A 24,337-nucleotide genomic window follows, 5' to 3' on the forward strand; every position below is an offset into this window, starting at 1 on the left:
CGAATACGTCTTCCATGCCCTCCCCCTCAACTGCCGAGATCGTACGGCAACAGATACTGCAGACGGTCTATCAAGATCGGCCGGACAGCTCCTAGGCGTCCGGGGTCACCGAGGCGCGGTGCTGCTTCGAGAGCTCCACGTACATCAGGGCGTTGACCTTGATGCCCTCGCGCTCCTCGTCGGTCAGCTCGCGGCGCACCTTGGCGGGCACGCCCGCGACCAGCGAGCCGGGCGGGACCACCATGCCCTGCGGGACCAGCGCCTGGGCGGCCACCAGGGACCCGGCGCCGATCACCGCGCCGTTCAGCACGGTCGCGCCCATGCCGATCAGACAGTCGTCCTCGACGGTGCAGCCGTGCACGACGGCGTTGTGGCCGATGGAGACGCGCTCGCCGATCGAGACCGGGAAGCCGGGGTCCACGTGGACCGTGCAGTTGTCCTGCACGTTGCTGTCGGCGCCGAGCGTGATCGGGCCGCAGTCGGCGCGCAGCACCGCCGAGTACCAGATGCTCGCGCCCGCGCCGAGGGTGACATCGCCGATCACGACCGAGGTGGGCGCCGTGAAGGCCGTCGGGTCGATGTCCGGGGTCTTGCCGCCGACACCCGCCACGAGTGCCTGGGCCGCCTGGTGCGTCATGTTCTCTTCCCTCTGTCTCTGCGGTGTCTCTCCGGACGCCACTGCCACTGCCTCTGCCGCGCTAACGGCACCGTAGGGCACGCGGTCCGCCGCCCCCGCGATGGGGTGAAGATCACAGGATCGCCGTCCGGCCGACCGGCGCCCGGCGCATTACCGTTGCCGGGTGCCGAAGAACCAGAACACGTTCTCCTCTCTGACGGCCCTGCGCCGCCGGCTGGCGAACCGCGCGGTCCACACCGGCTGGCGCTGGATGCAGCAGGCCGGCGCGGTCACCGCGCAGACCCCGGGGCGGCTGCGGTTCGGCGCGATCGGAGACGGCACCCGGCTCGCCTTCCCGCAGGGCACGGTCTTCGGCGAGCAGTGGATCCGGCTCGGCGCGCACTGCATCATCGGCGAGCAGGTCACCCTCACCGCCGGGATGATGCCGGACCTCGACCTGGGCGCCGAACCGATGCTGGTGCTCGGCGACGGGGTGGTCATAGGCCGCAACAGCCATGTGATAGCCGACGCCCGGATCACCATCGAGTCGAACACCTTCTGCGGTCCCGGGGTCTACATCACCTCGACGAACCACAGCTACGACGATCCGCACGAGCCCGTCGGCCGGCAGTGGCCGCGCAACGCGCCGGTGGAGATCGGCCCGGGATGCTGGCTCGGTACCGGCGCGGTGATCCTGCCGGGCGCCCGGCTCGGCCGCAACGTCGTCGTGGCCGCGGGAGCCGTCGTACGGGGCGAGGTGCCGGACCACGCCGTGGTGGCGGGAGCCCCGGCGCGCATCGTACGGCGCTGGGAGCCGGAGACGGGCTGGCAGCCGCCGCTGCGCACGCCGGCGCCGGTGCCGATCCCGGACGGGATGACCCCGGAACAGCTGCGCGGGCTGGCCGGGCTGGCGGAAGCGGAACACCAGACCGCCGAGGCCGGCTGACGGGACGCGGCGCGTCGCGGCTCGTCGCAGCGCAGCGCCGCCGAGCGCCGCGGGGCGCTCGGAGTAACCCCGAGTGCGCACCCCGGCCCCCGCCGTGAGCCTGGGGTCATGAACAGGCCCAGAGTGGTGGTCCACGGACCGGACGGCCGCGGCCTGCGCGCGATCACCATCGGCGGCGCACCGGCGGGCAGCGCATGGTCGCAGCGCGACCTGCGCAAGCAGCTGCACCGTGCGGGGCTGCCCCAGGACATGGATCTGGCCGACCGCGCCTCCGTGACCTGGCGCGAGGCGGACAGCGGCGTCTGGCCCGACCGGACCTGGCGCAGACGCGGCACGATCGCGCTGCTGAGCGCCGGCCTGCTCGCCTCCATGGTCCTTCTCATCCACATCGGCGAGGTGGATGCCTTCGGCGCGCTGACCTTCTCGGGACGCCTCACGGGAGTGCTGTTCCTCCTCGCGGGGGCGGTCCAGGGGATCGCGGCGGCGGCGGTGTTCGACTACTCGGGCAAGCGCACTCTGCGGTACTCGGGCGCGATGGTGCTGGTGGGCGTCCTCATCACGGTGGCCTCGCAGGGCCTGCTGCTGGGCGTCTGGTTCCAGGAGCGCGAGTACACGCCCTACCTCTGGATCTTCCTCCCGCTCCTGCTCTGGTCGCTCTGGGCGGCCTGGACGCTCTGGAGGCAGCGGGCCTGGAAAGGGATCCCCCATCCCAAGAGCTTCACCGCGGGTCTGACCGTCACCGCCCTCCTCACGTCGGCCAACTTCGCCTACTCGGCCCTCTACCAGCCACAGGCCGCACTCTTCCACTTCATCGTCGAGGCGAAGTTCGGTACACCGAGAATGGATCCGAAACGCCCCGTCATCCACCTCCCGGTGACGCTTCGCGTGGCGAACGACGGGGACGTCCCGGCCTATGTCCTCAACAACATCTACTGGGTCCAGGGACGGGAGTCGACCTTCGATCCGGACAAGTCGAAGATGAACCAGAAGGATTGGCGGTCCGACGTGGAGGGCGGGAACGACGTCGAACTCCACGCCCAGCCCACGGCGTACCGCACGATCAACACCGGCGTGGTGGTGCCGCCGGACTCCTGGGTCTACCCCGGCGCCGACTTCAAGACGGAGCGGCTGGTGCAGTTGCCCGCCAACGCCGGATACGACCAGCTGGCAGCGGCCGTGTCGGTCATTTTCCTGAGGGGAGACCGCGGAAAGATCGACACGGAGTACCGGGTCCCGATCTTCTCGTGGCGCGAAAGGACGGACAGGTTCTTCGACTGTTCCGCCGTGGAGTGTCCCGACTACGTCATGTATCACGCGAGAGTGCGCCACAACAACAACATCATCAACGTGACGCGCAGGCCCCGCTATGTGAGTTCGGACCGCTGGCTACGCGAAACGGACAGCGGCATCACCGTCTGGATCTCACCGTTCAACACCAAAGGTCATCTGTCGGCCGATGTGGAATCGGCGGAGAGGTACGGCGTCGACCAGTACGTTTCCGGAATCGCCGTGCTTCCCTTCCCCGCGTTGCCCCTAGGGAGTGTCGTCAAAGTCGCGTCGGCCGCCCGAAGGGCGGGGCTGGCGGGGTCTGGTGCGTGCGATCGCAAGGCGGAGGAGGGAGGCGACGCGGAGCGTCGGCGACCGACGACAACGCGGCGAGCGTGCGTGCCAGAGCCCGCCAGCCAGACGGGACTTTGACGACACGACCTAGCCCGCGGCCAGTAGGACCGTGCCCGCCAGGGCCAGGCCGGCGCCCGCCGCCTGGACGGCGCGCAGGCGTTCCTTGAGCACGGCGAAGGCGGCGAGCGCGGTGACCACGGGGTAGAGCGAGGACAGCACCGCGGCCAGGGTGACCGGGCCGTTCTGGGCGGCGATGGAGTAGGTGCCGTTCGCCGCGACGTCCGCGAGGCCGACGAAGGCCAGTGCGGGCAGCAGCGTCCACAGGATCCGCGGGCCGGTGCCCGCTGGCAGGGCCGGGACCCCGCGCCGGGTCTGGGCCCACAGGGCGGCGCCGCCCACGGCGACATTGGTGACCCGCTGCACGAACAGCGCGAGGAACAGCCCGGTGAGGGTGGTGGACGCCTGTGCGATCAGGGCCATCACCGCGCCGAACCCGAAGGCCGCGATCAGGGTGAGGATGACGGCCTGCCGCTGTACGGGCGCACCGCGCAGCTCCGGGCCGCCCGCGAGGACGATGCCGACGACGGCCACCGCGATCCCCGCGAACTGGCCGAGGCCGGGCCGCTCGCCCAGCATCAGCCCCGCGGCGACGGGCACGACCACCCCGAGGGAGCCCAGCGGCGAGACCACGCCCATCGGGCCGAGGGCCAGCGCCTTGTAGAAGCTGAGCATGGCGACCGGCCCGACCAGGCCGGCGCCGACCGCGAACCACAGCTGGGGCCCGGCCTCCCGCCAGGCGCCGGCGGCGAGCACCACCGCGCCGAGCACGGCGACGGCGAGGACCTGCGAGACGACGACCACCGTGAGCGCGGGTATCCGGCGGGTCAGCAGCCCGCCGCCGAAGTCGGCGAGACCCCACAGCACGGCTGTGGCCAGGGCGAAGAGGGCGGTCATGGCGGGCCTCGCAGTACAGTGCGGTGAACGGTGGAGTGCAGCATCGAATACACAGCACGGTAGTGCAGTCTATTGGACTGTGTCATCCAGAATATTGGACGGAATGGTGTCGGATCTCGAACAGCTCAGCCTGGCGCTCGCCCGGAACCTCAAGAGGTGGCGCGGGGAGCGCGGTTTCACCCTGGATGCGCTGGCGGCCCGCGCGGGAGTGAGCCGCGGGATGATCATCCAGATCGAGCAGGCCCGTACGAACCCCAGCGTGGGCACCACGGTCAGGCTGGCCGACGCCCTCGGCGTCAGCATCTCCACGCTCCTCGACTACGACCGGGGCCCGCAGGTCCGGATCGTCGCGCCGGATCAGGTCGTCCGGATCTGGTCGAGCGACGCGGGCAGCTCGACGACCATGCTGATCGGTACCGACGAGCGCGGGCCGATGGAGCTGTGGACCTGGCACCTCGTGCCGGGCGAGGGGACGGAATCCGCCCCGCACCCCTCCGGCACCATCGAGATGCTGCACGTCACGGCCGGGGAGCTGACCCTGGTGGTCGGCGAGGAGGAGTTCCGCGTACCGGCCGGGGCCGCGGCCACCTTCGAGGCCAACCTCCCGCACTCCTACCGCAACGACGGCTCCGAGCCGATGGAGATGACCCTCGCGGTGTCGGTCCCGCCCATGTCGGCGCCGCTGCCCGCCACCGCCACCGCGCACGCGCACGGCAGCGCGGTCGCGGGGGCCGGGGCGGGTGCGGGTGCGGGGGCGGACGCGGGCTAGAGCGCGGGGATCTCGATCGCCGGGCAGCGGTCCATGACCATGGTCAGCCCGGCCTCGCGAGTGCGGTCGTAGGCGGCCTCGTCGATCACGCCGAGCTGGAACCAGACGGCCGCGGCGCCGACGGCGGCCGCCTGGTCGGCCACCGGGCCGGCCAGTGTGCTGTTCACGAAGACGTCCACCACGTCCACCTTGAACGGAATCTCCTCCAGCGAGGCGTACCCGGGCTCGCCGTGCACCGTCTCGGCCTTGGGGTGTACGGGGACCACGCGCTTGCCGAACCGCTGGAGCACGCGGGCCACCCCGTAGGCCGCCCGGTCCTGGTTGTTCGAGAGGCCCACCACGGCCCAGGTGTCACCGAGCTCGGTGAGGATCTTGCGGATGGTTGCCTGATCGCCGTACACGTGTGCCGCCTCTTGCCGGTGCGTCTGCTGTCGCCGTCTGCTGCTCTGCCGGGAACAACCGAAAAGACACATGTCCGATTCCCCGTAGGGTGGAGCGGTGAAGGCAGACCAGTACGTGACGGTGGCCCGCGAGGGCGTGCACGAGTCCGAGATCAACCGCTCGCGCTTCCTGTGCTCGCTCGCGCCCGCCGCGACCGAGCAGGAGGCGCAGGAGTTCGTCGCGCGTGTCCGCAAGGAGCACCCCACCGCCACGCACAACTGCTTCGCCTACGTCATCGGCGCCGACGCGTCCGTCCAGAAGGCCAGCGACGACGGCGAGCCCGGCGGCACCGCCGGGGTTCCCATGCTGCAGATGCTCACGCGCCGGGACATCCGCTACGCGGTCGCCGTGGTCACGCGCTACTACGGCGGCGTGAAGCTCGGCGCCGGCGGCCTGATCAGGGCCTACGGCGGGGTCGTCGGCGAAGCCCTCGACGCGCTCGGCACCGTCACCCGGCGCCGCTACCGGCTGGCCACCGTGACCGTCGATCACCAGCGGGCCGGCAAGACCCAGAACGACCTGCGCTCCACCGGCCGGACCGTGGTCGACCTGCGCTACGGAGCCGCCGTCGAGATCGAGGTCGCCCTGCCGGAGGCGGACCTGCCCGGCTTCGAGGCCTGGCTCGCCGACAGCACGGCGGGCAGCGCCACCCTCACCCTCGGCGGAGAGACGTACGCGCCCTGAGGGCCCCCCGGGACGGGTTAGCGTAGAGGGGTTCAGCGAGCGGGAGCGACCAGGGGGAGACGGCATGTGCGGCGGGGCCGGCGAGTGAAGTTCCTGCACACCTCCGACTGGCACCTCGGCCGGGCCTTCCACCGCGTGAACCTGCTCGGCGCCCAGGCGGCCTTCGTCGACCACCTCGTCGAGACCGTCCGCGAGCGCGAGGTCGACGCCGTGCTCGTCGCCGGTGACATCTACGACCGGGCCGTGCCCCCGCTGCCCGCCGTCGAGCTGTACGACCGGGCCCTGCACCGGCTCGCCGAGCTCGGCGTGCCCACCGTCATGATCTCCGGCAACCACGACTCGGCGCGCCGCCTCGGGGTCGGGGCCGGGCTCATCGACCGCGCCGGGATCCACCTGCGGACCGACCCGGCCGGCTGCGCCGAGCCCGTGGTACTGGCCGACGTACACGGTGAGGTGGCGCTGTACGGGCTGCCGTACCTGGAACCGGCCCTGGTCAAGGACGAGTTCAGCGCGGAGAAGGTCAGCCACGAGGCGGTGCTGGGCGCGGCCATGGACCGGATCAGGGCCGACCTGGCCGCCCGCGCGCCCGGCACCCGCTCCGTCGTCCTGGCGCACGCCTTCGTCACTGGCGGGCAGGCCAGCGACAGCGAGCGCGACATCACCGTCGGCGGCGTCGAGGCCGTGCCCGCCTCCGTCTTCGACGGGGTGGACTACGCCGCTCTCGGCCACCTCCACGGCTGCCAGACCATCAACGAACGGGTCCGCTACTCCGGTTCCCCGCTCGCCTACTCCTTCTCGGAAGTCCACCACCGCAAGACGATGTGGCTGATCGAGCTGGGGGCGGAGGGGGAGATCGCCTGCGCCGAGCGGATCGACACCCCTGTGCCGCGGGCCCTCGCGCGGCTGCGCGGACGCCTCGACGACCTGCTGGAGGAGCCGGCGTACGAGGTGCACGAGGACGCCTGGGTCGAGGCCACCCTCACCGACCCGGTCCGCCCCGACGACCCCATGGCCCGGCTCGCCGCCCGCTTCCCGCACACCCTCAGCCTCGCCTTCGACCCCGAGGGCCGCGCCGAGGAGGCCGGCGCCTCCTACGCCCAGCGCCTGCGCGGCCGCAGCGACCAGGAGATCGCCGAGGACTTCGTCGCCCACGTGCGCGGCGGCGGCCACGCGGACGAGGCCGAGCGGGCCGTCCTCCAGAGCGCCTTCGACGACGTACGGGCCGACGACAGCCGTCAGGAGACCCACCGATGAGGCTGCACCGGCTGGCGGTCACCGCCTTCGGGCCCTTCGCCGAGCCCCAGGAGATCGACTTCGACGCGCTGTCCGGCGCCGGGATCTTCCTGCTGCACGGACCCACCGGCGCCGGGAAGACCTCCGTGCTCGACGCCGTCTGCTACGCGCTCTACGGGTCCGTGCCCGGCCCCCGCCAGGCCCCCGGCACGAGCCTGCGCAGCGACCACGCGTCCGCGCAGACCCCGACCGAGGTCACCCTCGAACTCACCGCGGGCGGCCGCCGCCTGGAGATCACCCGGCGCCCCGAACAGGAACGCCCGAAGAAGCGCGGCACGGGCACGACCAGGGACAAGGCCCAGAGCCGGCTGCGCGAGCACACCGGCGAGGGCTGGGAGGCGCTCAGCCGCTCCCACCAGGAGATCGGCGAGGAGATCGAGCAGCTGCTCGGCATGAGCCGCGAGCAGTTCTGCCAGGTCGTGCTGTTGCCGCAAGGGGAGTTCGCGCGGTTCCTGCGCGCCGACGAGGCGGCGCGCGGCCGGCTGCTCGGCCGGCTCTTCGACACCCGCCGCTTCGCCGCCGTCGAGGCCCTGCTCGGGGAGCGCCGCCGGGCCGCCGAGGCCAAGGTCCGGGCCGGCGACGAGAAGGTGCTGCACACCGCCCAGCGGCTCGCCCAGGCCGCCGGGGACAGCGCCGACCTGCGGGCCTGGCCGCTGCCCGGGCACCAGCCGGGAGACCCCGGGCTCGCCGAGGCGATCCGGGCCTGGGCGGCCGTCGCCCGGTGCGCGGCCCGGGAGCGGTACGAGGTCGCCGAGTACGCACTGGCCGCCGTCGAGAGCCGGCACGCCGCCGCCCGGCGGGCCGCCGAGGACGAGCGGGAGCTCGACCGGCTCCAGCGCCGGCACGCGGAGACCACCCGCCGGGCCGCCCTGCTCGCCGAGGCCGGGCCCGAGCGCGAGCGGGTGCGCGGCCTGCTGGACCGGGCCCGGCGGGGCGCCCAGGTCGCCCCCGCCCTGGAACTGCGCGGCGCGGCCTCCGCCGCGCACCTGGCCGCCGCGCACGCCGAGTCGGCCGCCCGGGCGGAACTCCCGCCCCAGCTCAAGGAGGCGGGCGCCGAGCAGCTGGCCGCCGTCGAGCAGCGGCTGCGCGAGGACCTGGGTGCGCTGGGCGCCGCCCACCGGGCCGAGCAGCGCAGCGCGGAGATCGGCCGCGAGCGGGCCGACCTGGAACGGGAGGCCCGGGCGGCCGAGGAGCAGCACCAGGAGTCCGCCGAGTGGCTGGAGCGCTGGGACGCCACCCGGGCCGCGCTGCAACAGCGGGTGGACGCCGCCCAGCAGGCCGCCACCGAGGCCGAGCACTTCGCGGGCCGGCTGGAACCCGCCCGGATGCAGTTGAACGCCGCCCGCCGGCGCGACGAGCTCGCCGCCGAGGAGGAGCGCGCCGCGGGCGAACTGCTCACCCTGCGCGAGGATGCGGCCGCCGCCCGGGAGCGCTGGCTGGAGCTCAAGGAGGCCCGGCTGCGCGGGATCGCCGCCGAACTCGCCGAGGCGCTGGTGGCGGGGGAGGCCTGCACCGTGTGCGGGTCCGCGGAGCACCCCGCTCCGGCCCGCCCGGCCCCCGGGCACGTGGACCGCGCGGCCGAGGACGCAGCCCACGCCCGCTTCGAACGGGCCGAGCAGGACCGGGCCGCCGTCGAGCGCCGGCAGGCCGCCGCCCGGGAGGCCCGCGCCGAGGCGGCCGCCGCCGCGGGGGAGGCCACCACCGAGGAACTCCTCGCCCTCACCTCGGAGCTGAGTGCCGGGCACGCCGCCGCCCACGCCGCGGCCGCGGGGCTGCACGCCGCCCGGGAGCGGCTCGCCCGTGCCGAGCGGGAGCACGCCGCGCGCAGCGCCGACCGGCAGGGCGCCGAGACCCGGGCCGCCGCCAGGGCCTCCCGCCGCGAGGCCCTGGACCGGGAACAGGCCTCGCTGGAGGCCGAGCTGGTCCTCGTACGGGACGGCGCCCCCACGGTCGCGGCCCGCGCCCGCACCCTGGAGGACCGGGTCCGGATGGTCTCCGCGGCCGACGCCTCGCTGCGCCGGGCCGAGGCCACCGCGGCGCGGCTGAAGGAGGCCGACGACCAGCTCGCCGACGCCGCCTTCAAGGCCGGCTTCGACACCATCGACGCCGCCGCCGAAGCGGTGCTCCCCGAGTACGAACGCACCGCGCTCCAACGCCGGTTGGACACCTGGCAGGCGGAGGAGGCCCTCCTGGCGGACCGCCGTGGCGAGACCGGCGCCGCCGAAGCGGCAGCCTTGCCTCCGGCCGCACCGGATGCGGCCGAGGCGTACGCGGCCGAGGCCGCGGCGAAGCTTCGTACGGCAGGGTCGTCGGTGGACGCGGCCCGCGTCCGGTGCGAGGAGCTGGACCGGCTCTCCCGGCAGGCCGAGCGGGAACTGCGCGCGCTCGGACCGCTGCGCGAGGCCTACGAGCGGGTCGCCCGGCTGGCCGGACTCACCGCGGGCACCTCCGCCGACAACGAGCGCAAGATGCGGCTGGAGGCGTACGTGCTGGCCGCCCGCCTGGAGCAGGTCGCCGCCGCCGCGACGGTACGGCTGCTGCGCATGTCCGGTGGCCGCTACACGCTGGTCCACTCCGACGCGCGCGCGAGCGGACGGGGGCGTTCCGGCCTCGGGCTGCACGTGGTCGACGCCTGGACCGGAAGCGAGCGGGACACCGCCACGCTGTCGGGCGGCGAGACCTTCTTCGCCTCGCTCGCCCTCGCGCTGGGCCTCGCCGATGTGGTCACCGACGAGGCGGGCGGGATGCGGCTGGACACCCTCTTCATCGACGAGGGCTTCGGCAGCCTCGACGACCAGGCGCTGGACGAGGTGCTGGACGTACTGGACTCGCTGCGCGAGCGTGACCGCAGCGTCGGCATCGTCAGCCACGTCGCCGACCTGCGGACCCGGGTTCAGGCGCAGTTGGAGATCGTCAAGCAGCGCGGGGGCTCGGTGGTGCGCCACCGGACGGCGGCGCTCACGGACTGAGCGGCCTGCGCGGCAGCGGCGAGGAGTAGACGATGCTCGTCGTCACCGGGCCGAGGCCGGAGATCCGGCCCGTGACCTCCTCCAGGTGGGCCATCGAACGGGCGGCGACCTTGAGTACGAAGCAGTCGTCGCCGGTGACGTGATGGGCCTCCAGGATCTCGGGGGCGGCCTCCAGGAAGTCGTGGAACGGCTTGTAGTTGCCGTGCGGATAGCGCAGCCGCACCAGGGCGAGGATCGACTTGCCGAGCTTCTCCGGGTCCACCACCGCCGTGTAGCCGGTGATGACGCCGACCTCCTCCAGGCGGCGGACCCGCTCGGTCACGGCGCTCGCGGACATGGACACGGAGCGGGCGAGCTCGGTGAAACTGGCGCGCCCGTCCCGCTGGAGGGCTTCGAGGATCCGCCAGTCGGTGACGTCAGGGGAATAGTCGGTCATGGCCCAGGTCTAGCAGGGGATTTCCCGGCGGGACAAGAGAAAGGCCGGGGAAAACCACTTCCGGCAATGATCAACAGATCGTAGATTTCTAGCCATGACGACGACACAGACGCACGTGAACCAGCCGGGCTCGACCGCTTCCGCCACCACCAACCCCGTGCTCCGGGTGCCCCCGGCCTCCCCGGCCGCGGCGGCCGCGTACTTCGCCGCGAGCCTGGCCTTCCACGCGGACGTGTCGGACGTCGCCGCCGCTTTCAAGGCCCACCGTGAGCAGGGGGCCGAGCTCGGCTTCCAGCTGATCGACTCCCGCTCCACCCCGTCCTGGGACCAGGCCCACGTGCCCGGCGCCATCCACCTGCCGACCGCCCTCATCCCCGAGCAGGCCGAGCGGCTCCTGGACAAGAACGTCCCCGTGGTGACGTACTGCTGGGGCCCCGGCTGCAACGGAGGCACCCGCTCCGCCCTTGCCCTGGCGGAACTCGGCTTCCAGGTCAAGGAGATGCTCGGCGGCATCGAGTACTGGATCCGCGAGGGCTTCGAGGTCGAGACCTGGCAGGGCAGCCAGCAGCGCGCCGAGGCGGACCCGCTGACCGCACCCACCGACTCGGACGACTGCGGCTGCTGAGCCGGCCGACGACGGACGGGCCGCTCGCCTCCACGGGGAGGTGGGCGGCCCGTCCGTCGTGCGCGGGGCTCCGTACGGCCGGAGTCAGAGCTTCGACAGCTCGTCCACCAGGTCGTCCAGCCCCAGCGCACCCTGCGACAGCGCGGCCATGTGCCAGGCCTTGAGGTCGAAGGAATCGCCGTGCGCCGCACGGGCGTTGTCCCGGCCCAGCAGCCAGGCGCGCTCGCCCAGCTTGTAGCCGATCGCCTGTCCCGGCATGGACAGGTACCGGGTCAGCTCGCTCTCGACGAAGTCCGCCGGGCGGCCGCTGTGCAGGCCGAAGAACTCCTGCGCCAGGTCGACCGTCCAGTCCTCGCCCGGGTGGAACGGCGAGTCGTCCGGGATCCGCAGCCCCAGGTGCATGCCGATGTCCACGATGACCCGCGCCGCGCGCATCATCTGGCAGTCCAGGTAACCCAGCCGCTGCTCGGCGTCCTTGAGGTAGCCGAGCTCCTCCATCAGCCGCTCCGCGTACAGGGCCCAGCCCTCGCAGTTGGCGCTGACCATGCCGACGGTGGCCTGGTAGCGGGAGAGCTGGTCCGCCACGTGCGTCCACTGCGCGAGCTGGAGGTGGTGGCCCGGAACGCCCTCGTGGTACCAGGTGGAGACCAGGTCGTAGACCGGGAAGCTGGTCTGGCCCATCGTGGGCAGCCAGGTGCGGCCCGGGCGGGAGAAGTCCTCCGAGGGGGAGGTGTAGTACGGGGCCGCGGGCCCGCCCGGCGGGGCGATCCGGGACTCCACCTTCCGGACCCGCTCGGCGAGTTCGAAGTGGGTGCCGTCGAGGTTCTCGATGGCCTCGTCCATCAGGCCCTGGAGCCAGGCCTGGACCTCGTCCACGCCGATGTGGGTGCCGTGCTCGTCCAGGTGCTTCAGCGCCTCCCAGGGGCCGGCGCCCGGGAGGATCTTGGCCGCCTCGGTCTTCATCTCGCCGAGCAGCCGGTGGTACTCCGACCAGCCGTAGGCGTACGCCTCGTCCAGGTCGAGGTCCGTGCCGTTGAAGTACCGGGACCAGCGGGCGTAGCGCTCGCGGCCCACGGTGTCGGGCTTGCCCTCGACGGCCGGGGCGTACACGGCGCTCAGCCAGTCGCGCAGTTCGGCGACGGCGGCGGTCGCGGCGTCGGCCGCCTCGTCCAGCTCGGAACGCAGGGCGTCCGGGCCGCCGGAGACGAAGTCCTCGAAGAAGGCGGGTCCGGAGCCGTCCTGGCCGGCCCAGGTGGTGAGCTGGCCGATCATGGTGGCGGTGGCGCGCGGGCCGCCGTACAGGCCGCGCTCCAGGCCGAGTCCGAGGCTCTCGCGGTAGCCGGCGAAGGTGGCCGGCACGGCGCGCAGCCGCTCGGCGATCGCCGCCCAGTCCTCGTCGGTGTCGGTGGGGGTCAGGCTGAAGACCTCGCGGACGCTGTGCGCGGGGCTGTGGATGTTGCTGACCGCGCGCAGGTCCTCGTCGGCCTCGTGGACCGCGAGCTCGGCGGTGAGCCGCTCGCGCAGCAGGCGCGCGCAGCGGCGCTCGGCGTCGCTGTCCGCGCCGGGCAGCAGCTCGGCGGCGTCGAGGCGGGCGAGGGTGGCGCGGGCGAGGTCGGCGACGGCCGCGCGGCCCGCCGGGGAGAAGTCCGGGAGCTTGGCGGAGCTCGCGGCGACACCGAGGTAGGTGCCCGTGATCGGGTCGAGGGCGATGAGGTCGTCGACGTACGCGTCGGCCACCTGGCGGGGCAGCCGGGATGCGCTGCCGTTGTGGAGGATCTCTGACATGCGGCCATCTTCGTATGTGAGACATGCTTCCGTCATCACAGATTGCCGTCAGCCTGCGGCCCCGGGTGGCGACGGGGCCGGTGGACCACCCTTGGGGCCATCAACACCCGTACTGCATACGAGACTTGGCGCTTCCGAGGGGTGAAATCGGGCAGGTCTGAGCGCCCGGAGTTTGGCCGGATCCGGCCGGAGCTCGTTCCCGTGGGGCCTCGAAGCTCCGGTCCGGACGCGGGCGCTCAGTGCCGGCGGTGGCGCGGTGCCTGCTGGTCGTGCGGAAGCGCCGGCGGGAGCGCGCGGGGGAGTGCGTGGGGCTGCTCGTGGGGGAGCTCGTAGGGCAGTCGCGAGCTGACCGGGGTCGCGTCCAGCCGGGCCGTGATCACCAGGGTGCCCTCCTCGATCTGGTAGTCGAGGGGGAGGCCGAGGCCGCGCATGGCGGCGACCATGCCGGTGTTGGAGGCCTGGGTGACGGCGTACACGCTGTCGCACCCGGCCTCGACGGCCATCGCGATGAGGCGGCGCAGCAGCTCGGAGCCGATTCCGCGGCGCTGCCAGTCGTCCTCGATGAGGAGTGCGACCTCGGTCTCGTCACCGTCCCACAGCAGGTGGCCGAGGGCGACGAGCTTCCCGGAGGCGGTGGTGGCGGCGAGGGTGCGGCCGAAGCGCGGGCTCAGCAGGTGGCCGAGGTAGCGGTCGGCGTCGGAGACGGGGCCGTGGTAGCGCAGGCCGAGGGTGCGCTCGGAGCAGCGGTCGTGCATGGCGCGGGCCGCGGCCTGGTCGGAGCCGTCGGCGCGGCGCACGGTGATCTCGTTGCCCTCGGGCAGGGTCAGTACGTCCTGGCTGCGCGGGACGCGCGGGCCGAGCCGGGTGTCGAGTTCGACGAGGGCGCGGGCCCGGGCGAACTCGGTCGGGGTGAAGGGCAGGTAGGGCCGCTCCACGGTGATGGCGCCGCCGGAGGGGTCGCGCAGGCGCAGGACCGTGGCCTCCAGGACACCCTCGACGGGGGCGTCCGCGCCGGCGTTGGGGCGGCCGGAGAGGGTGGTCGCCGGGATCGAGTGGATCGTGCAGCGGCCGAGCAGCTGGCGCAGCGCGAGGGGGAGCTCGGCGGCGTCCAGGGCGGTGCGGGTGGCCAGGCCCAGGACGCGCGTCGGGGTGTCGACCAGGTCGTGGGCGTCGGCGCGTTCGATCCAGGTGCTGTGGCCGCCGGCTCCGGCGATGGCGCGGGTGAGGTCGGCGGAGGGCAGCTGCTGCGGGGCGCGCAGCAGGAACTCGTCGACCGTGCCGCCTTCGGGGAGCGGGTGGGTCTGGAGGGTCAGGATGTCGACGCTGTTACGGGCGAGTGCGGTGCAGAGGGCGGCCAGGGAACCGGGCTCGTCCCGTACGGTCGTGCGCATCCGCCACAGGGTGGTGGTCGCCGTGGCGGTGGCGGTCGCACCGGCGGTCCCGGTCGCGCCGGGGGCCGGCGACGTCGGGTCCGTGGGCGGCGCCGTGCCGTGCGGCGGCGGCGGCGCATGACTGTGGCGCCGCGCCCACCACGTGTGGAAGGCCGCGGTGACCAGGAGTGCGACGGCCGAGGCGACCAGCAGGATCGGGCCCCTCGGACCGTGCACGACGAGATTGGCGATGGCGTCGGCGACCGCGACGGCGCAGAAGAGCGCGGCGAGTTCGACGACGTCGCGGCGCCAGTGGTGGCGGTGGGGACGCTGGGCGGAGGCGAGGCTACGGTCAGTCATGCACACCACTGTGGCGCAGGGGTGTTGCGTGATCACGAACGGTCTGTGACCGACTGGTTAAGTGTCCATCTGGCCGATTTCACCCAGTTTTCCTGGCCTGCTGCCTGCTGCCTGCTGCCTGCTGCCTGCTGCCTGCTGCCTACTGGCCCACCCGCCCGGGCTGGAGCGTCCTGGTGAACAGCACGCCGCCGCCCTGGCGCCGCAACCGCACGGTGAGCTCCCCGCTGCCGCCGTCGATGTCGACCTCGCCGTAGTACGGGGGGTGCTCCGACGGGGACATGTTGGTGAAGGGGGCCGACTGGACGTACGCCGTCTCCGGGCCGAAGGTGGCATCGAGCCGCCCGGACGGGAAGCCGCCGGCGCCGATGGGGCCGGAGACGAACTCCCAGAACGGCGCGAAGTCGGTGAACGCGGCCCGCTCGGGCGCGTAGTGGTTCGCGGCGGTGTAGTGCACGTCCGCCGTGAGCCAGAGGGTGCCTGTAATGCGCTGGTGCTTGATGTGGCGCAGGAGTTCGGCGATCTGGAGCTCGCGGCCCAGCGGAGCGCCGGGGTCGCCCTGGGCCACGGCCTCGAAGTTCGCAGCCCCGTCGGGGACGACGATGCCCAGCGGCATGTCGGCGGCGATGACCTTCCAGGTCGCGCGCGAGCGCGAGAGCTCGCGCTTGATCCAGGCCAGCTGCTCGGGGCCGAGGATGCCGATGGGGTCCTCGGTCTGGGAGTCGGGCGAATTGGCGTTGCGGTAGGTGCGCATGTCGAGCACGAAGACGTCGAGCAGCGGGCCGTACCGCATCGCGCGGTACATCCGGCCCTCGGCGCGACCGCCGCGCAGGTCGGTGACGGGGAAGTATTCGCCGAAGGCCTGGCGGGCGCGGGCGGCGAGGGTGTCGGCCTCCTTGACGGTGTAGCGGGGGTCGTCGATCAGCTGGCCGGGGTACCAGTTGTTGCGCACCTCGTGGTCGTCCCACTGGGCGAGGACCGGGACCTGGGCGTTGAAGCCGAGCAGGTTGCGATCGAGCAGGTTGTAGCGGAAGTTCCCGCGGAACTCGGCGAGCGTCTCGGCGACCTTCGCCTTCTCCTCGGTGGTGACGTTGCGCCAGAGGCTGCCGTCGCGCAGGGGCACGGAGGACTTGATGGGCCCGTCGGCGTAGATCGTGTCGCCGCTGAAGAGGAAGAAGTCGGGGTTGCGCAGCCGCATCTCCTCGAAGACGCGGTAGCCGCCGATGTCGGGGTTGATCCCCCAGCCCTGTCCGGCCAGGTCCCCGGACCACAGGAAGCGCACGTCGTGGCGGCGGGAGGCGGGGGTGGTGCGGAAGGTGCCCTGGACGGGCTCGGAGGTACGGCGGGGGTCGTCGGGGTCGGCGAGGACGACCCGGTAGTGGACCTGCTGCCCGGGCGGGAGGTCGCGCAGGACGGTGGTTCCCGTGAAGTCGCTGGACGGGCCGAGCAGCGGGCCGCGGTGGCGGCGTACGGCGTAGCGGAACGCCTCGCTCGGGGAGGTCTCGACGTACATCCGCGCGAGGCGGTCGGAACGGGTCCAGACGGTGGCCGAGTGGGCGGTGATCTCTCCGGACTGGACGCCCCAGAGCGCGTTCGGCCGGCCGGAGCGGGCGAAGGCCGGGGCGGCGAGCGCGGGAGCGGCGAGCAGCGCGGAGGACAGGGCGAGGGAACCGCCGATGAGGGTCCGTCGGGTGTGCGGCGTCGATGCCATCGGGGCGTCTCCAGGGGGGGTGGCGAGGATGGTCGGACCAGCGTGCCGTCGCACACCGGCCCGGCCGCGTCGCTCACGCGAACCGCGGATGAACAGCCGTCAGCCGCTCATCCGTTCGAGCTCGCGGTCGCTCGTCGTCCCGGCTCTGTCCGGTCAGGCGCCCGGTGGTTTCAGGCCGCCGCGAGGCGTGAGCTGCGGGCCGTGTCCAGTACCACCCGGGAGACGAGCGCCGGATCGTCGTTCATCGGGACGTGGCCGCAGCCCGGGAGCCGGACCAGCCGGGCGCCGGGGAGGGTGCGCTTGGCGCGTACGCCCTGGCGGCGCAGCAGCAGCCGGTCGCGGCTGCCCCAGGCGATGGTGACCGGCAGGCCGGGCACGTCCTGGGTGAACCGTACGGAGCCACCTGCGGCCAGGGTCTCCTCGAAGCCGGTGGCCTCGCGCAGGGCGAGGGTCTCGGCGATCACGGCCTCGGGCGAACGGCGCGACGGGCGGGCGTAGATGGCGCCGGTGAGTGCGGCGCGGCCGGCGGCGGAGCGCGAGAGCCGCTCCACGGCGGGCAGCGGCAGCGCCTTGGCGCCGGCGCGCATCGTGCGGAGGGCGGCGAAGGCGTAGCGGCGCTCGCCCTCCGTCCAGAACCCGGCGGGGGAGAGGGCGGTGACCGAGCGGACCAGGTTGCTCCGGCCCATTTCGAGCGCGAGCAGGCCGCCGAGGGAGTTGCCCGCGACGTGCGGGCGCTCGACCCCGAGGGCCGCGCAGAGCCCGCCGAGCGCCGTGGCCACGGTACTCAGGCTGTACGGAACCCCTGCGGGCAGTGGCTGCGAGGCGCCGAAGCCGGGCAGGTCGACGGCGATCACATCGTGCTCGGCGGCCAGGATGTCCATGACCGGGTGCCAGGCCTGGAGGTGGTGGCCGATGCCGTGGAGCAGGAGAAGCGGTTCGCCGGCGCCCTTGCGCTCGTAGGTGGCGGTGGCGGTGCGCGGGCCGAGCGGCGAATCGATCGTGAAGGAGACCGTGGCGGTCATGCTGCTCCTCGTCGGTTGGACGCGTGCGTGCGAGACAGGCTGTCAGTAGCGCCTGTCGTCATGATTACCGTCCGGTAGCCCTTGACTACAAGCCCTGGGGGAGCACGAGAACATCCCGTGAACGGCTTGATACGTATGCCCGATCTGCCCGGCAAAGGCATGAGTATTGGTCTTGACCAAGGGGGTGCACCGTCCTATCGTCGCAGGGATAGTGCAGGAACCTTTAATAAACAAGGGCGCGGAACTGCCGCTGGAACACACGGCGAGTGCAGCGATGGCAGGAGGAGTCAGGGTGGGGACCACGCAGCTCGAAACGGTGCCGGAGCCGAAGTACTGGCACCTCAAGACCGTCCTCAGCGAGGCGCTCGACCAGGACTTCGCCGTCGGCGAGGTGCTGCCCAACGAGCGTGATCTCGCGGCCCGTTTCGGAGTTGCCCGCGCGACCCTGCGCCAGGCGCTGGAGCAGTTGGAGCTCGAAGGCCGGCTGCAGCGGCGCCGTGGCGTCGGCACCACCGTCGCCCCGCCGCGCGTCGGCGTTGCCGTGGGCAGTGCGCAGCACAGCTGGCCCGGCGAGAGCGTCGACGGCTGGGAGCCGGTGGACGCGACGGAGACCCTGCCGTCGGCCGCGGTGCTGAAGCTCCTCGAAGCCGGTGGCGGATTCGCCGCAGACCAGCCGGTCCACACGGTGCGCCGGACCCGGGTCACGAACGGCCAGGCCGTCGCCGCCGAGCTGCTCTACGTTCCGGCCGCCTCGGTGCCCGGACTGCCTGCCATCGAGGCCCCGACCGGACCCGCCCGCGCCCGCGCCGTCCTGCGTGAGCTCCAGCGGCTGGTCCTCGACGGCCAGGACCGCTCCGTGGAGCTCGGCTCCGCCCGCGCCGACGACGCCAAGGAGCTGGACCGCCTGCCCGGCGCGCCCGTACTCCTGGTCACCACGCGCTACTTCACCGCCGCGGGGACGGCCGCGCTCTCGGTGGCGACCTACCGCGCCGACACCTGCCGGCTCACCTTCGGGGACTCGGGCAACGTCGAGATCACCCACGAACCCCGCGTCGCCTCCTGACACCGCCGCGTTGGCCGGGCGGGCCGTCGTCGCGGCCCTGCCCGGCCTCGCCCGGCGCGGCCCTGCCCGGCTCGGAGTGTTGCGGTACGGCCTGGGCCCGGCAGTCGCCGGGCCCAGGCCGTACCGGTTTTCCGGACGTCTCGCCGCCCGGGCGCGGTCAGCCGCGGCGGGCCGTGACCGTCTTCTCCACGGCGAAGAGTTCCTCTTCGACGTGGTCCAGTGCGAGCCGAAGGGCGCCGGTCGCCACCGCGGCCTCGCCGAGCAGGGACAGGGCCACCCGCGGTGGGCGCAGGCAGTAGCGCTCCAGCTCCTGGCGGAGGGGTTCCAGGACCCCGTCCAGGCCGGCCGCCCAGCCGCCGACGACCACCAACTCCGGGTCCATGGCCAGGACCAGCGCCGCCACGTCGTGCACCAGCCGCTGCAGGAACCGCTCGACGGCGGCCACCGCCCGCTCGTCGCCCCGCTTGGCCATCGCGAAGACCTCGGCGACGGCGGGCTCGTCCAGCGGATGCAGCGGCTCACTGGTGGTCGAGAGCAGGCGCTCGGGCGTGACCTCGCGGCCCAGCAGATGGAGGGCGCCGATCTCGCCGGCCGCCCCGCCGAAGCCCCGGTGCAGCCGGCCGCCGATCAGCGAGCCGGCGCCCGGACTGAGCCCCGCCATCACGAACACCATGTCGCCGGTGTCCCGTGCGGCGCCCTTCCAGTGCTCGGCGACCGCCGCGGCGTTGGCGTCGTTCTCCACTTGCACCGGGCAGCGGAACGAGCGCCGCAGCCGTTCCCCGAGCGGCAGCCCGGTCCAGCCGGGCAGCGCGGTGCCGAGGCGGACCGTGCCGTCCGCCTCCACGATCCCGGGGCTTCCGACGCCGACTGCCCACAGCGAGTCCCGGGGCACCCCGGCGCGGCGCAGCAGATCGGCGACGGCCGCCCGCACCCGCTCCAGCCGCTCGTCGGCGGACGCCGTCTCCGCGACGTCCTTGGTGCCGGCGCCGATGACGCGGCCGTCCAGCCCGGACAGCAGCACCGCGATCCGGTGCGAGCCGATCTCGATCCCGAGCAAGTGCCCCGCTTCGGCCCGGAAACGGAACCGTCTGGCCGGTCGCCCCTGCCGCCGCGCGCCTTCCTCCGCATCGGCCTCGACAACCAGCCCGGTCGCCATCAGCCCCTCCACGACGCCCTCGACGGTCGGCCGGGACAGGCCGGTCACCCGTGTGAGGTCGGTGAGGGTCGGAGATCCGGCCGAGCGCAGTGCGCGCAGCACCACGGCGGAATTGATCCGCCGGAGCAGAGAGGGGTCCCCGCCGGTCAGCTGCCCCAACGTGTGTCCTCCCAGCTAGCGAGCTTGTCAGCCGGATCGTACTGTGCCCCCGGTGCGGCGGCGAGAAGCAGCCCCCCATCGGCCGGAATCAGCCTTCCCTCAGGCGGGGGAGACGAACCCCGACTCGTACGCCGCGATCACCGCCTGGGTGCGGTCCCGGGCCCCCAGCTTCGCCAGGATCGCGCTGACGTGGGACTTGACCGTCTCCGTGCCGATGATCAGCTCGGCCGCGATCTCCACGTTGGTGAGTCCTCGCGCCATGAGCCGCAGCACCGCCTCCTCCCGCTCGGTCAGGGCGGCCCGCTCCAGCGCCGCCCGCGCCCGCCGGTTCCCGTACTCCGCGGCCAGGGCCCGCACGGCCGCCGGGAAGAGCAGCGTCTCGCCCTCCGCCACCAGCCGTACCGCGTGCACGATCTCCGAAGGCCGGGCCCGTTTCAGGAGGAACCCGTCCGCGCCGGCCCGCAGCGCCTGGTAGACGTACTCGTCGTTCTCGAAGGTGGTCACCACGAGGATCTTCGGCGGGGAGTCCACCGTCCGCAGGACCGCGCGGGTCGCCTCGATCCCGTCGAGGAGCGGCATCCGTACGTCCATCGCCACCACGTCGGGCCGCAGCTGCCGGACGAGCGGGACCACGGAGGCCCCGTCGGCCGCCTCGCCCACCACTTCGATGTCGGGCTGCGCATCCAGGACGGCACGCAGACCCGCGCGCACCAGGGGCTCGTCGTCGACGAGCAGTACGGTAACCGGCATCCGGTCAGCGTATTCGCTCCAGCGGAAGCCGGGCGTGCACCCTCCAGCCACCCTCGTACGGTCCGGTCTCCGCGTCCCCGCCGAGCAGCGCGGCCCGCTCCCGCATCCCGCGCAGCCCGCTGCCCCCGCCGACCGTGACGGTGGGCCGCTCCGGCAGCGGATTCGTCACCTCCAGGTCCAGCCGGCCCGCGGTCATCTCCACCCGCACCCGAACCGGCACGGGGCCGCAGTGCCGCAGCACATTGGTCAGCGCCTCCTGAAGGATCCGGTACCCCTCCCGGGTGACGGGGCCCGGCAACTTCTCCAGCGCCCCGGTCAGTTCTGCGTCCACGGCGGAGCCGGAGGCCCGGGCCGACTCCAGCAACCGGTCCGCCTCCACCAGCGTCGGCCGCTGCGAGGGCGGCTGCGCCGACTCCCGCAGCACCATGAGCACCCGTTCCAGGTCCTCCAGCGCGGCCCGGCCCGTCTCCTCGATCGCGCTCAGCGCCCGGTCCGTGAACTCGGGATCGCCCGCGGCCCGCGCCGCCCCCGCCTGTACGACCGCCACCGTCAGCGCGTGCCCGATGGAGTCGTGCAGTTCCCGCGCGATCCGGGTCCGCTCCAGCAACTGCTCGGTGCGTGCTTCCAGCGCGGTGAGCCGTTCGGCCGCCGAAGGCCCGAGCAGCCGCCGGGCGATCCCGGTGATCACCTCGCCTAGCAGCACGACGACGGCGAGGAGCACGATCAGCGGCACCGGCGCGAGCAGGGCCGCGGCCCAGCGCGGTGGGGTGAAGGGAATCGTCGGATCGGCGGTCAGCGTGTGCCCGAATGCGCTCGCGAGGAGCTCGACGGTCACCAACGGCAGGGTGACGGTGGCGAACATGGCCGCGCCCGAGACGACCAGCCGTATCTCCAGCCACAGCAACGTCCGCCACCGGTCGCTCCACCGCGCCGACGGCGCGGCGCTGATACCGCTGTCGGCGGAGTCGCGATCGTCGGGTGTCAGCAGGAACTGCGCCTGTAGACCCTCGGCCAGCCGCACCCACGGCACGAACCCGAACGGTATGACGATCAGCAGCGGAACCCACGGCCTCGCGGGATTGATGAACATCCAGATGGCCAGCAGCAGGAGGGGAACGCACAGGTGCAGCCAGCGCGAGTACGTCACCGGGAGGAACGGAGCACGGAGCAGTCGGTACATGCCCCCATCGTGACAGCGGGCAGGTCACGGGCGTCTCCCCCACGTGGGGGAGACGCCACCCTCGCATGGGGGAGGGAAGGGGGTGGGCCGGCCGGGACTCTGGAGTCATGAACCGCATCGAGCTCCGAGAACTGACCAAGGACTACGGCACCCACCGTGTCGTGGACCACCTCACCTTCGATGTCCTGTCCGGCCGAGTGACGGGATTCCTGGGCCCCAACGGCGCCGGCAAGTCCACGACGATGCGACTGCTGTTGGGCCTCGACCGAGCCACCTCGGGAACGGCCACCATCGGCGGTCGCCGGTTCACCGACCTCCGGGCACCCCTGCACGAGGTGGGAGCCCTGCTCGATCCGCAGGCGGCCCACGGCGGGCGCACGGCACGCGACCACCTCCTCATGCTGGCCGCCAGCAACAGCATTCCGGCATCGCGGGTGGAAGCCGTACTGGAGCAGTCCGGCATAGCCTCGGTGGCCCGTCGGCGGGTCAAGACCTTCTCGCTGGGCATGCGCCAGCGGCTGGGCATCGCCGCCGCGCTGCTGGGCGACCCCGGAGTGCTCCTGCTGGACGAGCCGACCAACGGGCTCGACCCGGAGGGCATCATCTGGATCCGCGAGCTGATGCGCGCACTCGCCGCCGAGGGGCGCACCGTCCTCGTCTCCAGCCATCTGATGGCGGAGACCGCCTCGTTCGTCGACCACCTGGTGGTCCTTGGACAGGGCCGGCTGCTCGCCGACACCTCGATAGGGGAGTTCATCGAAGCCCGCAGCACCCCCAGGGTGCGGCTGCGGACCTCCGACCCGGACCGCCTGCGGGCCGCCCTGGAGAGCGGGGGCTGGCAGCTGGTCGCCGCCCATGACGGGCGGTGGACCGTCGACGGCATACAGGCCGAGGCCGTCGGAGCGCTCGCCGCCCGCGAAGGGGTTCCGATGATCGAGCTCTCCGACGAGAGGGCCTCACTTGAGGAGGCCTATCTCGACCTCACGGCCGACCGTGCCCAGTTCTCCTCCGCCGCCGGCTGACTCCGTCCGCTTCCGAACGTCTCCCACCTACCGCCACTCACCACCGACCTCGACTGGAGGCCCTGCCATGACCGCAGTCGCCCTGCCCACCATCCCCGTCCTGCACTCGGAATGGATCAAGATAAGGTCCGCCCGGTCGGTCCTCGGGTCCCTCATAGCCGTCTTCGTCGCCACCGCCGGCATCACGGTCCTCACCGCGGCGGCGATCGGAACGGCAGAGCAGGGCGCCATGGGTGAGGACCCGCTGCTCGGCGCGTTCTACGGCATCAACTTCGGGCAGATAGCGGCCATCGCCTTCGGCGCCACCGCCCTGGCCGGTGAGTTCCGTGCCGGAGCCCTGCGGGTCTCGCTGACTGCCGTGCCCAACCGGACCCGGTTGTACCTCTCGAAGGTCGCCGTGATCGCCGGCCTCGCCTTCCTCGTCGGGCAGGTCACCGGCCTCGTCACGTTCGTCGCCGGGCAGGCCTTCATGGGTCAGTACGCGATCGGCCTGGGCGACCCGGGCACGGTGCGGGCGGTCTTCGGCAGCGGTGTCTACCTGATGCTCATCGCGCTGCTCTCGGCCGGTCTGACCGCCTTGGTGCGCAGTGGCACGCTGGTGATGAGCCTGCTCATACCCTTCATCCTGATCGTTCCCTTCGTGGTCGGCCAGGTCGTGGGCGGAGCCGGACAGTTCATGCCGGACCGGGCCGGTCAGATGGTGATGCGGATGGACGCGTACGGATCCCTCGGCCCCTGGAGCGGACTCGGGGTGGCCGCCCTGTGGTCGCTGGCGGCGCTGGTCGCCGGCTGGTTCGCGGTGCGGCGCAGGGACGCGTGACGCCGGGCCAGTTGTCAGTGGGGGTCGGGATACTGACGGTATGACCACGGCAGAGCATCTCGACACGATCGACCGGCTCCGGGCAGGGGAGTTCCCCGCCGAGCCGGTCCGGTCCGGCGGGCAGATCAGCGGCCCGGGCTACCACCTCGTCCAGTTGGGTTGGACGCGGGACTTCTGGGACGACGACGGTTCGGGCCGGGCCGAGGCGGCCGATCAGATCGCCGCCGAGTACGAGGCGCTCACCCAGGCCCTGGCCGATCGGTGGGGGGAGCAGCAGGTCTTCAGCGTCACGTCGCTGTTGGACCGAGGGCACGACGGGGAGGAGATACCGGAGCCGTGGGACGTGGTGAGCAACACCACCGACCACGTGCATGTGTGGCGGGCCGAGGAGCAGTGGCTGGTGGCCTATGTGGCGCGGTGGGACAGCGAGGACCCCTACGTGCTGATGGCAGGAGTCACCGTGATCGACCCGCCGTGAGGATCGAGTGGAGGAGTACTAGTGACCTGAGTCGGAGGTTTGTCGTTAGTTCGGTATGAGTCGTCCGGGTCCGAAGATTCCGCCGTTGTCGGTGACCGATGCCCAGCGGGC

The 24,337-nt window shown here is 72.8% G+C and carries 21 protein-coding genes and 1 pseudogene; 11 read left to right on the top strand and 11 right to left on the bottom strand.

Annotated elements, in window-relative coordinates:
- Positions 1–91: 91 nt before the first annotated feature.
- A complete protein-coding gene (locus ACZ45T_RS37605) occupies positions 92–637 on the bottom strand; it encodes a gamma carbonic anhydrase family protein (protein ID WP_468448704.1) in 546 nt (181 codons plus the stop codon).
- 163 nt (positions 638–800) lie between these two features.
- Between ACZ45T_RS37605 and ACZ45T_RS37610 the strand changes: the two genes are divergently transcribed.
- Both ACZ45T_RS37610 and ACZ45T_RS37615 read left to right on the top strand, forming a co-directional pair.
- A complete protein-coding gene (locus ACZ45T_RS37610) occupies positions 801–1,562 on the top strand; it encodes an acyltransferase (protein ID WP_468448706.1) in 762 nt (253 codons plus the stop codon).
- Positions 1,563–1,670: 108 nt separating this feature from the next.
- On the top strand, positions 1,671–3,260 hold the full coding sequence (locus ACZ45T_RS37615; RefSeq protein ID WP_468448708.1) for an MFS transporter: 1,590 nt from the start codon (positions 1,671–1,673) through the stop codon (positions 3,258–3,260).
- 9 nt (positions 3,261–3,269) lie between these two features.
- Here ACZ45T_RS37615 and ACZ45T_RS37620 read toward each other — a convergent pair whose 3' ends face one another.
- Positions 3,270–4,136, bottom strand: a complete 867-nt coding sequence (locus ACZ45T_RS37620; RefSeq protein ID WP_468448710.1) for an EamA family transporter — start codon at positions 4,134–4,136, stop codon at positions 3,270–3,272.
- A gap of 106 nt (positions 4,137–4,242) precedes the next feature.
- Here ACZ45T_RS37620 and ACZ45T_RS37625 point away from each other — a divergent pair.
- Positions 4,243–4,809, top strand: a pseudogene (locus ACZ45T_RS37625) (helix-turn-helix domain-containing protein); the annotation flags it as partial.
- 92 nt (positions 4,810–4,901) lie between these two features.
- Here ACZ45T_RS37625 and ACZ45T_RS37630 read toward each other — a convergent pair.
- Complete coding sequence (locus ACZ45T_RS37630) at positions 4,902–5,306, bottom strand: CoA-binding protein (RefSeq protein ID WP_468448712.1); 405 nt, start codon at positions 5,304–5,306, stop codon at positions 4,902–4,904.
- 97 nt (positions 5,307–5,403) lie between these two features.
- On the opposite strand from ACZ45T_RS37630, the gene ACZ45T_RS37635 reads away from it, so the two are divergent.
- From ACZ45T_RS37635 to ACZ45T_RS37645, 3 genes are all read left to right on the top strand, one after another.
- Complete coding sequence (locus ACZ45T_RS37635; RefSeq protein ID WP_468448714.1) at positions 5,404–6,030, top strand: YigZ family protein; 627 nt, start codon at positions 5,404–5,406, stop codon at positions 6,028–6,030.
- A gap of 84 nt (positions 6,031–6,114) precedes the next feature.
- The gene (locus ACZ45T_RS37640) at positions 6,115–7,284 is read left to right on the top strand and encodes an exonuclease SbcCD subunit D (RefSeq protein ID WP_468448716.1); all 1,170 of its coding nucleotides are present in this window, start codon (positions 6,115–6,117) and stop codon (positions 7,282–7,284) included.
- On the top strand, positions 7,281–10,292 hold the full coding sequence (locus ACZ45T_RS37645; protein ID WP_468448718.1) for an AAA family ATPase: 3,012 nt from the start codon (positions 7,281–7,283) through the stop codon (positions 10,290–10,292). Before ACZ45T_RS37640 ends, ACZ45T_RS37645 begins: the two co-directional genes overlap by 4 nt.
- Here ACZ45T_RS37645 and ACZ45T_RS37650 read toward each other — a convergent pair.
- On the bottom strand, positions 10,282–10,728 hold the full coding sequence (locus ACZ45T_RS37650) for an Lrp/AsnC family transcriptional regulator (protein ID WP_468448720.1): 447 nt from the start codon (positions 10,726–10,728) through the stop codon (positions 10,282–10,284). The genes ACZ45T_RS37645 and ACZ45T_RS37650 overlap by 11 nt on opposite strands.
- A 94-nt stretch (positions 10,729–10,822) precedes the next feature.
- Between ACZ45T_RS37650 and ACZ45T_RS37655 the strand changes: the two genes are divergently transcribed.
- On the top strand, positions 10,823–11,353 hold the full coding sequence (locus ACZ45T_RS37655) for a rhodanese-like domain-containing protein (RefSeq protein ID WP_468448722.1): 531 nt from the start codon (positions 10,823–10,825) through the stop codon (positions 11,351–11,353).
- Between the two features lie 84 nt (positions 11,354–11,437).
- Here the strand turns inward: ACZ45T_RS37655 and ACZ45T_RS37660 are convergent, their stop codons facing one another.
- The 4 genes from ACZ45T_RS37660 to ACZ45T_RS37675 all read right to left on the bottom strand — a co-directional run bounded on the left by ACZ45T_RS37660 (position 11,438) and on the right by ACZ45T_RS37675 (position 17,598).
- Positions 11,438–13,138, bottom strand: coding sequence for a DUF885 domain-containing protein (locus tag ACZ45T_RS37660; RefSeq protein ID WP_468448724.1), 1,701 nt, complete (start codon positions 13,136–13,138; stop codon positions 11,438–11,440).
- 236 nt (positions 13,139–13,374) lie between these two features.
- Entirely contained in the window at positions 13,375–14,868 is a 1,494-nt protein-coding gene (locus tag ACZ45T_RS37665; RefSeq protein ID WP_468448726.1) for a GNAT family N-acetyltransferase, read from the bottom strand.
- A 139-nt stretch (positions 14,869–15,007) separates the two neighbouring features.
- Complete coding sequence (locus tag ACZ45T_RS37670) at positions 15,008–16,576, bottom strand: alkaline phosphatase D family protein (protein WP_468448728.1); 1,569 nt, start codon at positions 16,574–16,576, stop codon at positions 15,008–15,010.
- A gap of 170 nt (positions 16,577–16,746) precedes the next feature.
- The gene (locus tag ACZ45T_RS37675; protein WP_468448730.1) at positions 16,747–17,598 is read right to left on the bottom strand and encodes an alpha/beta fold hydrolase; all 852 of its coding nucleotides are present in this window, start codon (positions 17,596–17,598) and stop codon (positions 16,747–16,749) included.
- Between the two features lie 292 nt (positions 17,599–17,890).
- On the opposite strand from ACZ45T_RS37675, the gene ACZ45T_RS37680 reads away from it, so the two are divergent.
- A complete protein-coding gene (locus ACZ45T_RS37680) occupies positions 17,891–18,661 on the top strand; it encodes a GntR family transcriptional regulator (protein WP_468448732.1) in 771 nt (256 codons plus the stop codon).
- Between the two features lie 157 nt (positions 18,662–18,818).
- Here ACZ45T_RS37680 and ACZ45T_RS37685 read toward each other — a convergent pair whose 3' ends face one another.
- The 3 genes from ACZ45T_RS37685 to ACZ45T_RS37695 all read right to left on the bottom strand — a co-directional run bounded on the left by ACZ45T_RS37685 (position 18,819) and on the right by ACZ45T_RS37695 (position 21,906).
- Complete coding sequence (locus ACZ45T_RS37685; protein ID WP_468448734.1) at positions 18,819–19,976, bottom strand: ROK family transcriptional regulator; 1,158 nt, start codon at positions 19,974–19,976, stop codon at positions 18,819–18,821.
- Between the two features lie 99 nt (positions 19,977–20,075).
- A complete protein-coding gene (locus ACZ45T_RS37690) occupies positions 20,076–20,726 on the bottom strand; it encodes a response regulator transcription factor (protein ID WP_468448736.1) in 651 nt (216 codons plus the stop codon).
- A gap of 4 nt (positions 20,727–20,730) precedes the next feature.
- Positions 20,731–21,906 carry a sensor histidine kinase gene (locus ACZ45T_RS37695; RefSeq protein WP_468448738.1) on the bottom strand — a complete coding sequence of 392 codons (1,176 nt, stop codon included), beginning with the start codon at positions 21,904–21,906 and terminating at the stop codon, positions 20,731–20,733.
- Positions 21,907–22,013: 107 nt separating this feature from the next.
- On the opposite strand from ACZ45T_RS37695, the gene ACZ45T_RS37700 reads away from it, so the two are divergent.
- The 3 genes from ACZ45T_RS37700 to ACZ45T_RS37710 all read left to right on the top strand — a co-directional run bounded on the left by ACZ45T_RS37700 (position 22,014) and on the right by ACZ45T_RS37710 (position 24,226).
- Positions 22,014–22,928: an ATP-binding cassette domain-containing protein gene (locus ACZ45T_RS37700; protein WP_468448740.1), complete on the top strand. Its 915-nt coding sequence runs from the start codon at positions 22,014–22,016 to the stop codon at positions 22,926–22,928.
- Between the two features lie 67 nt (positions 22,929–22,995).
- On the top strand, positions 22,996–23,748 hold the full coding sequence (locus ACZ45T_RS37705; RefSeq protein WP_468448742.1) for an ABC transporter permease: 753 nt from the start codon (positions 22,996–22,998) through the stop codon (positions 23,746–23,748).
- 40 nt (positions 23,749–23,788) lie between these two features.
- Positions 23,789–24,226 carry a hypothetical protein gene (locus ACZ45T_RS37710; RefSeq protein ID WP_468448744.1) on the top strand — a complete coding sequence of 146 codons (438 nt, stop codon included), beginning with the start codon at positions 23,789–23,791 and terminating at the stop codon, positions 24,224–24,226.
- Positions 24,227–24,337: the final 111 nt, after the last annotated feature.

Source organism: Streptomyces sp. NPDC030995, assembly GCF_055571215.1.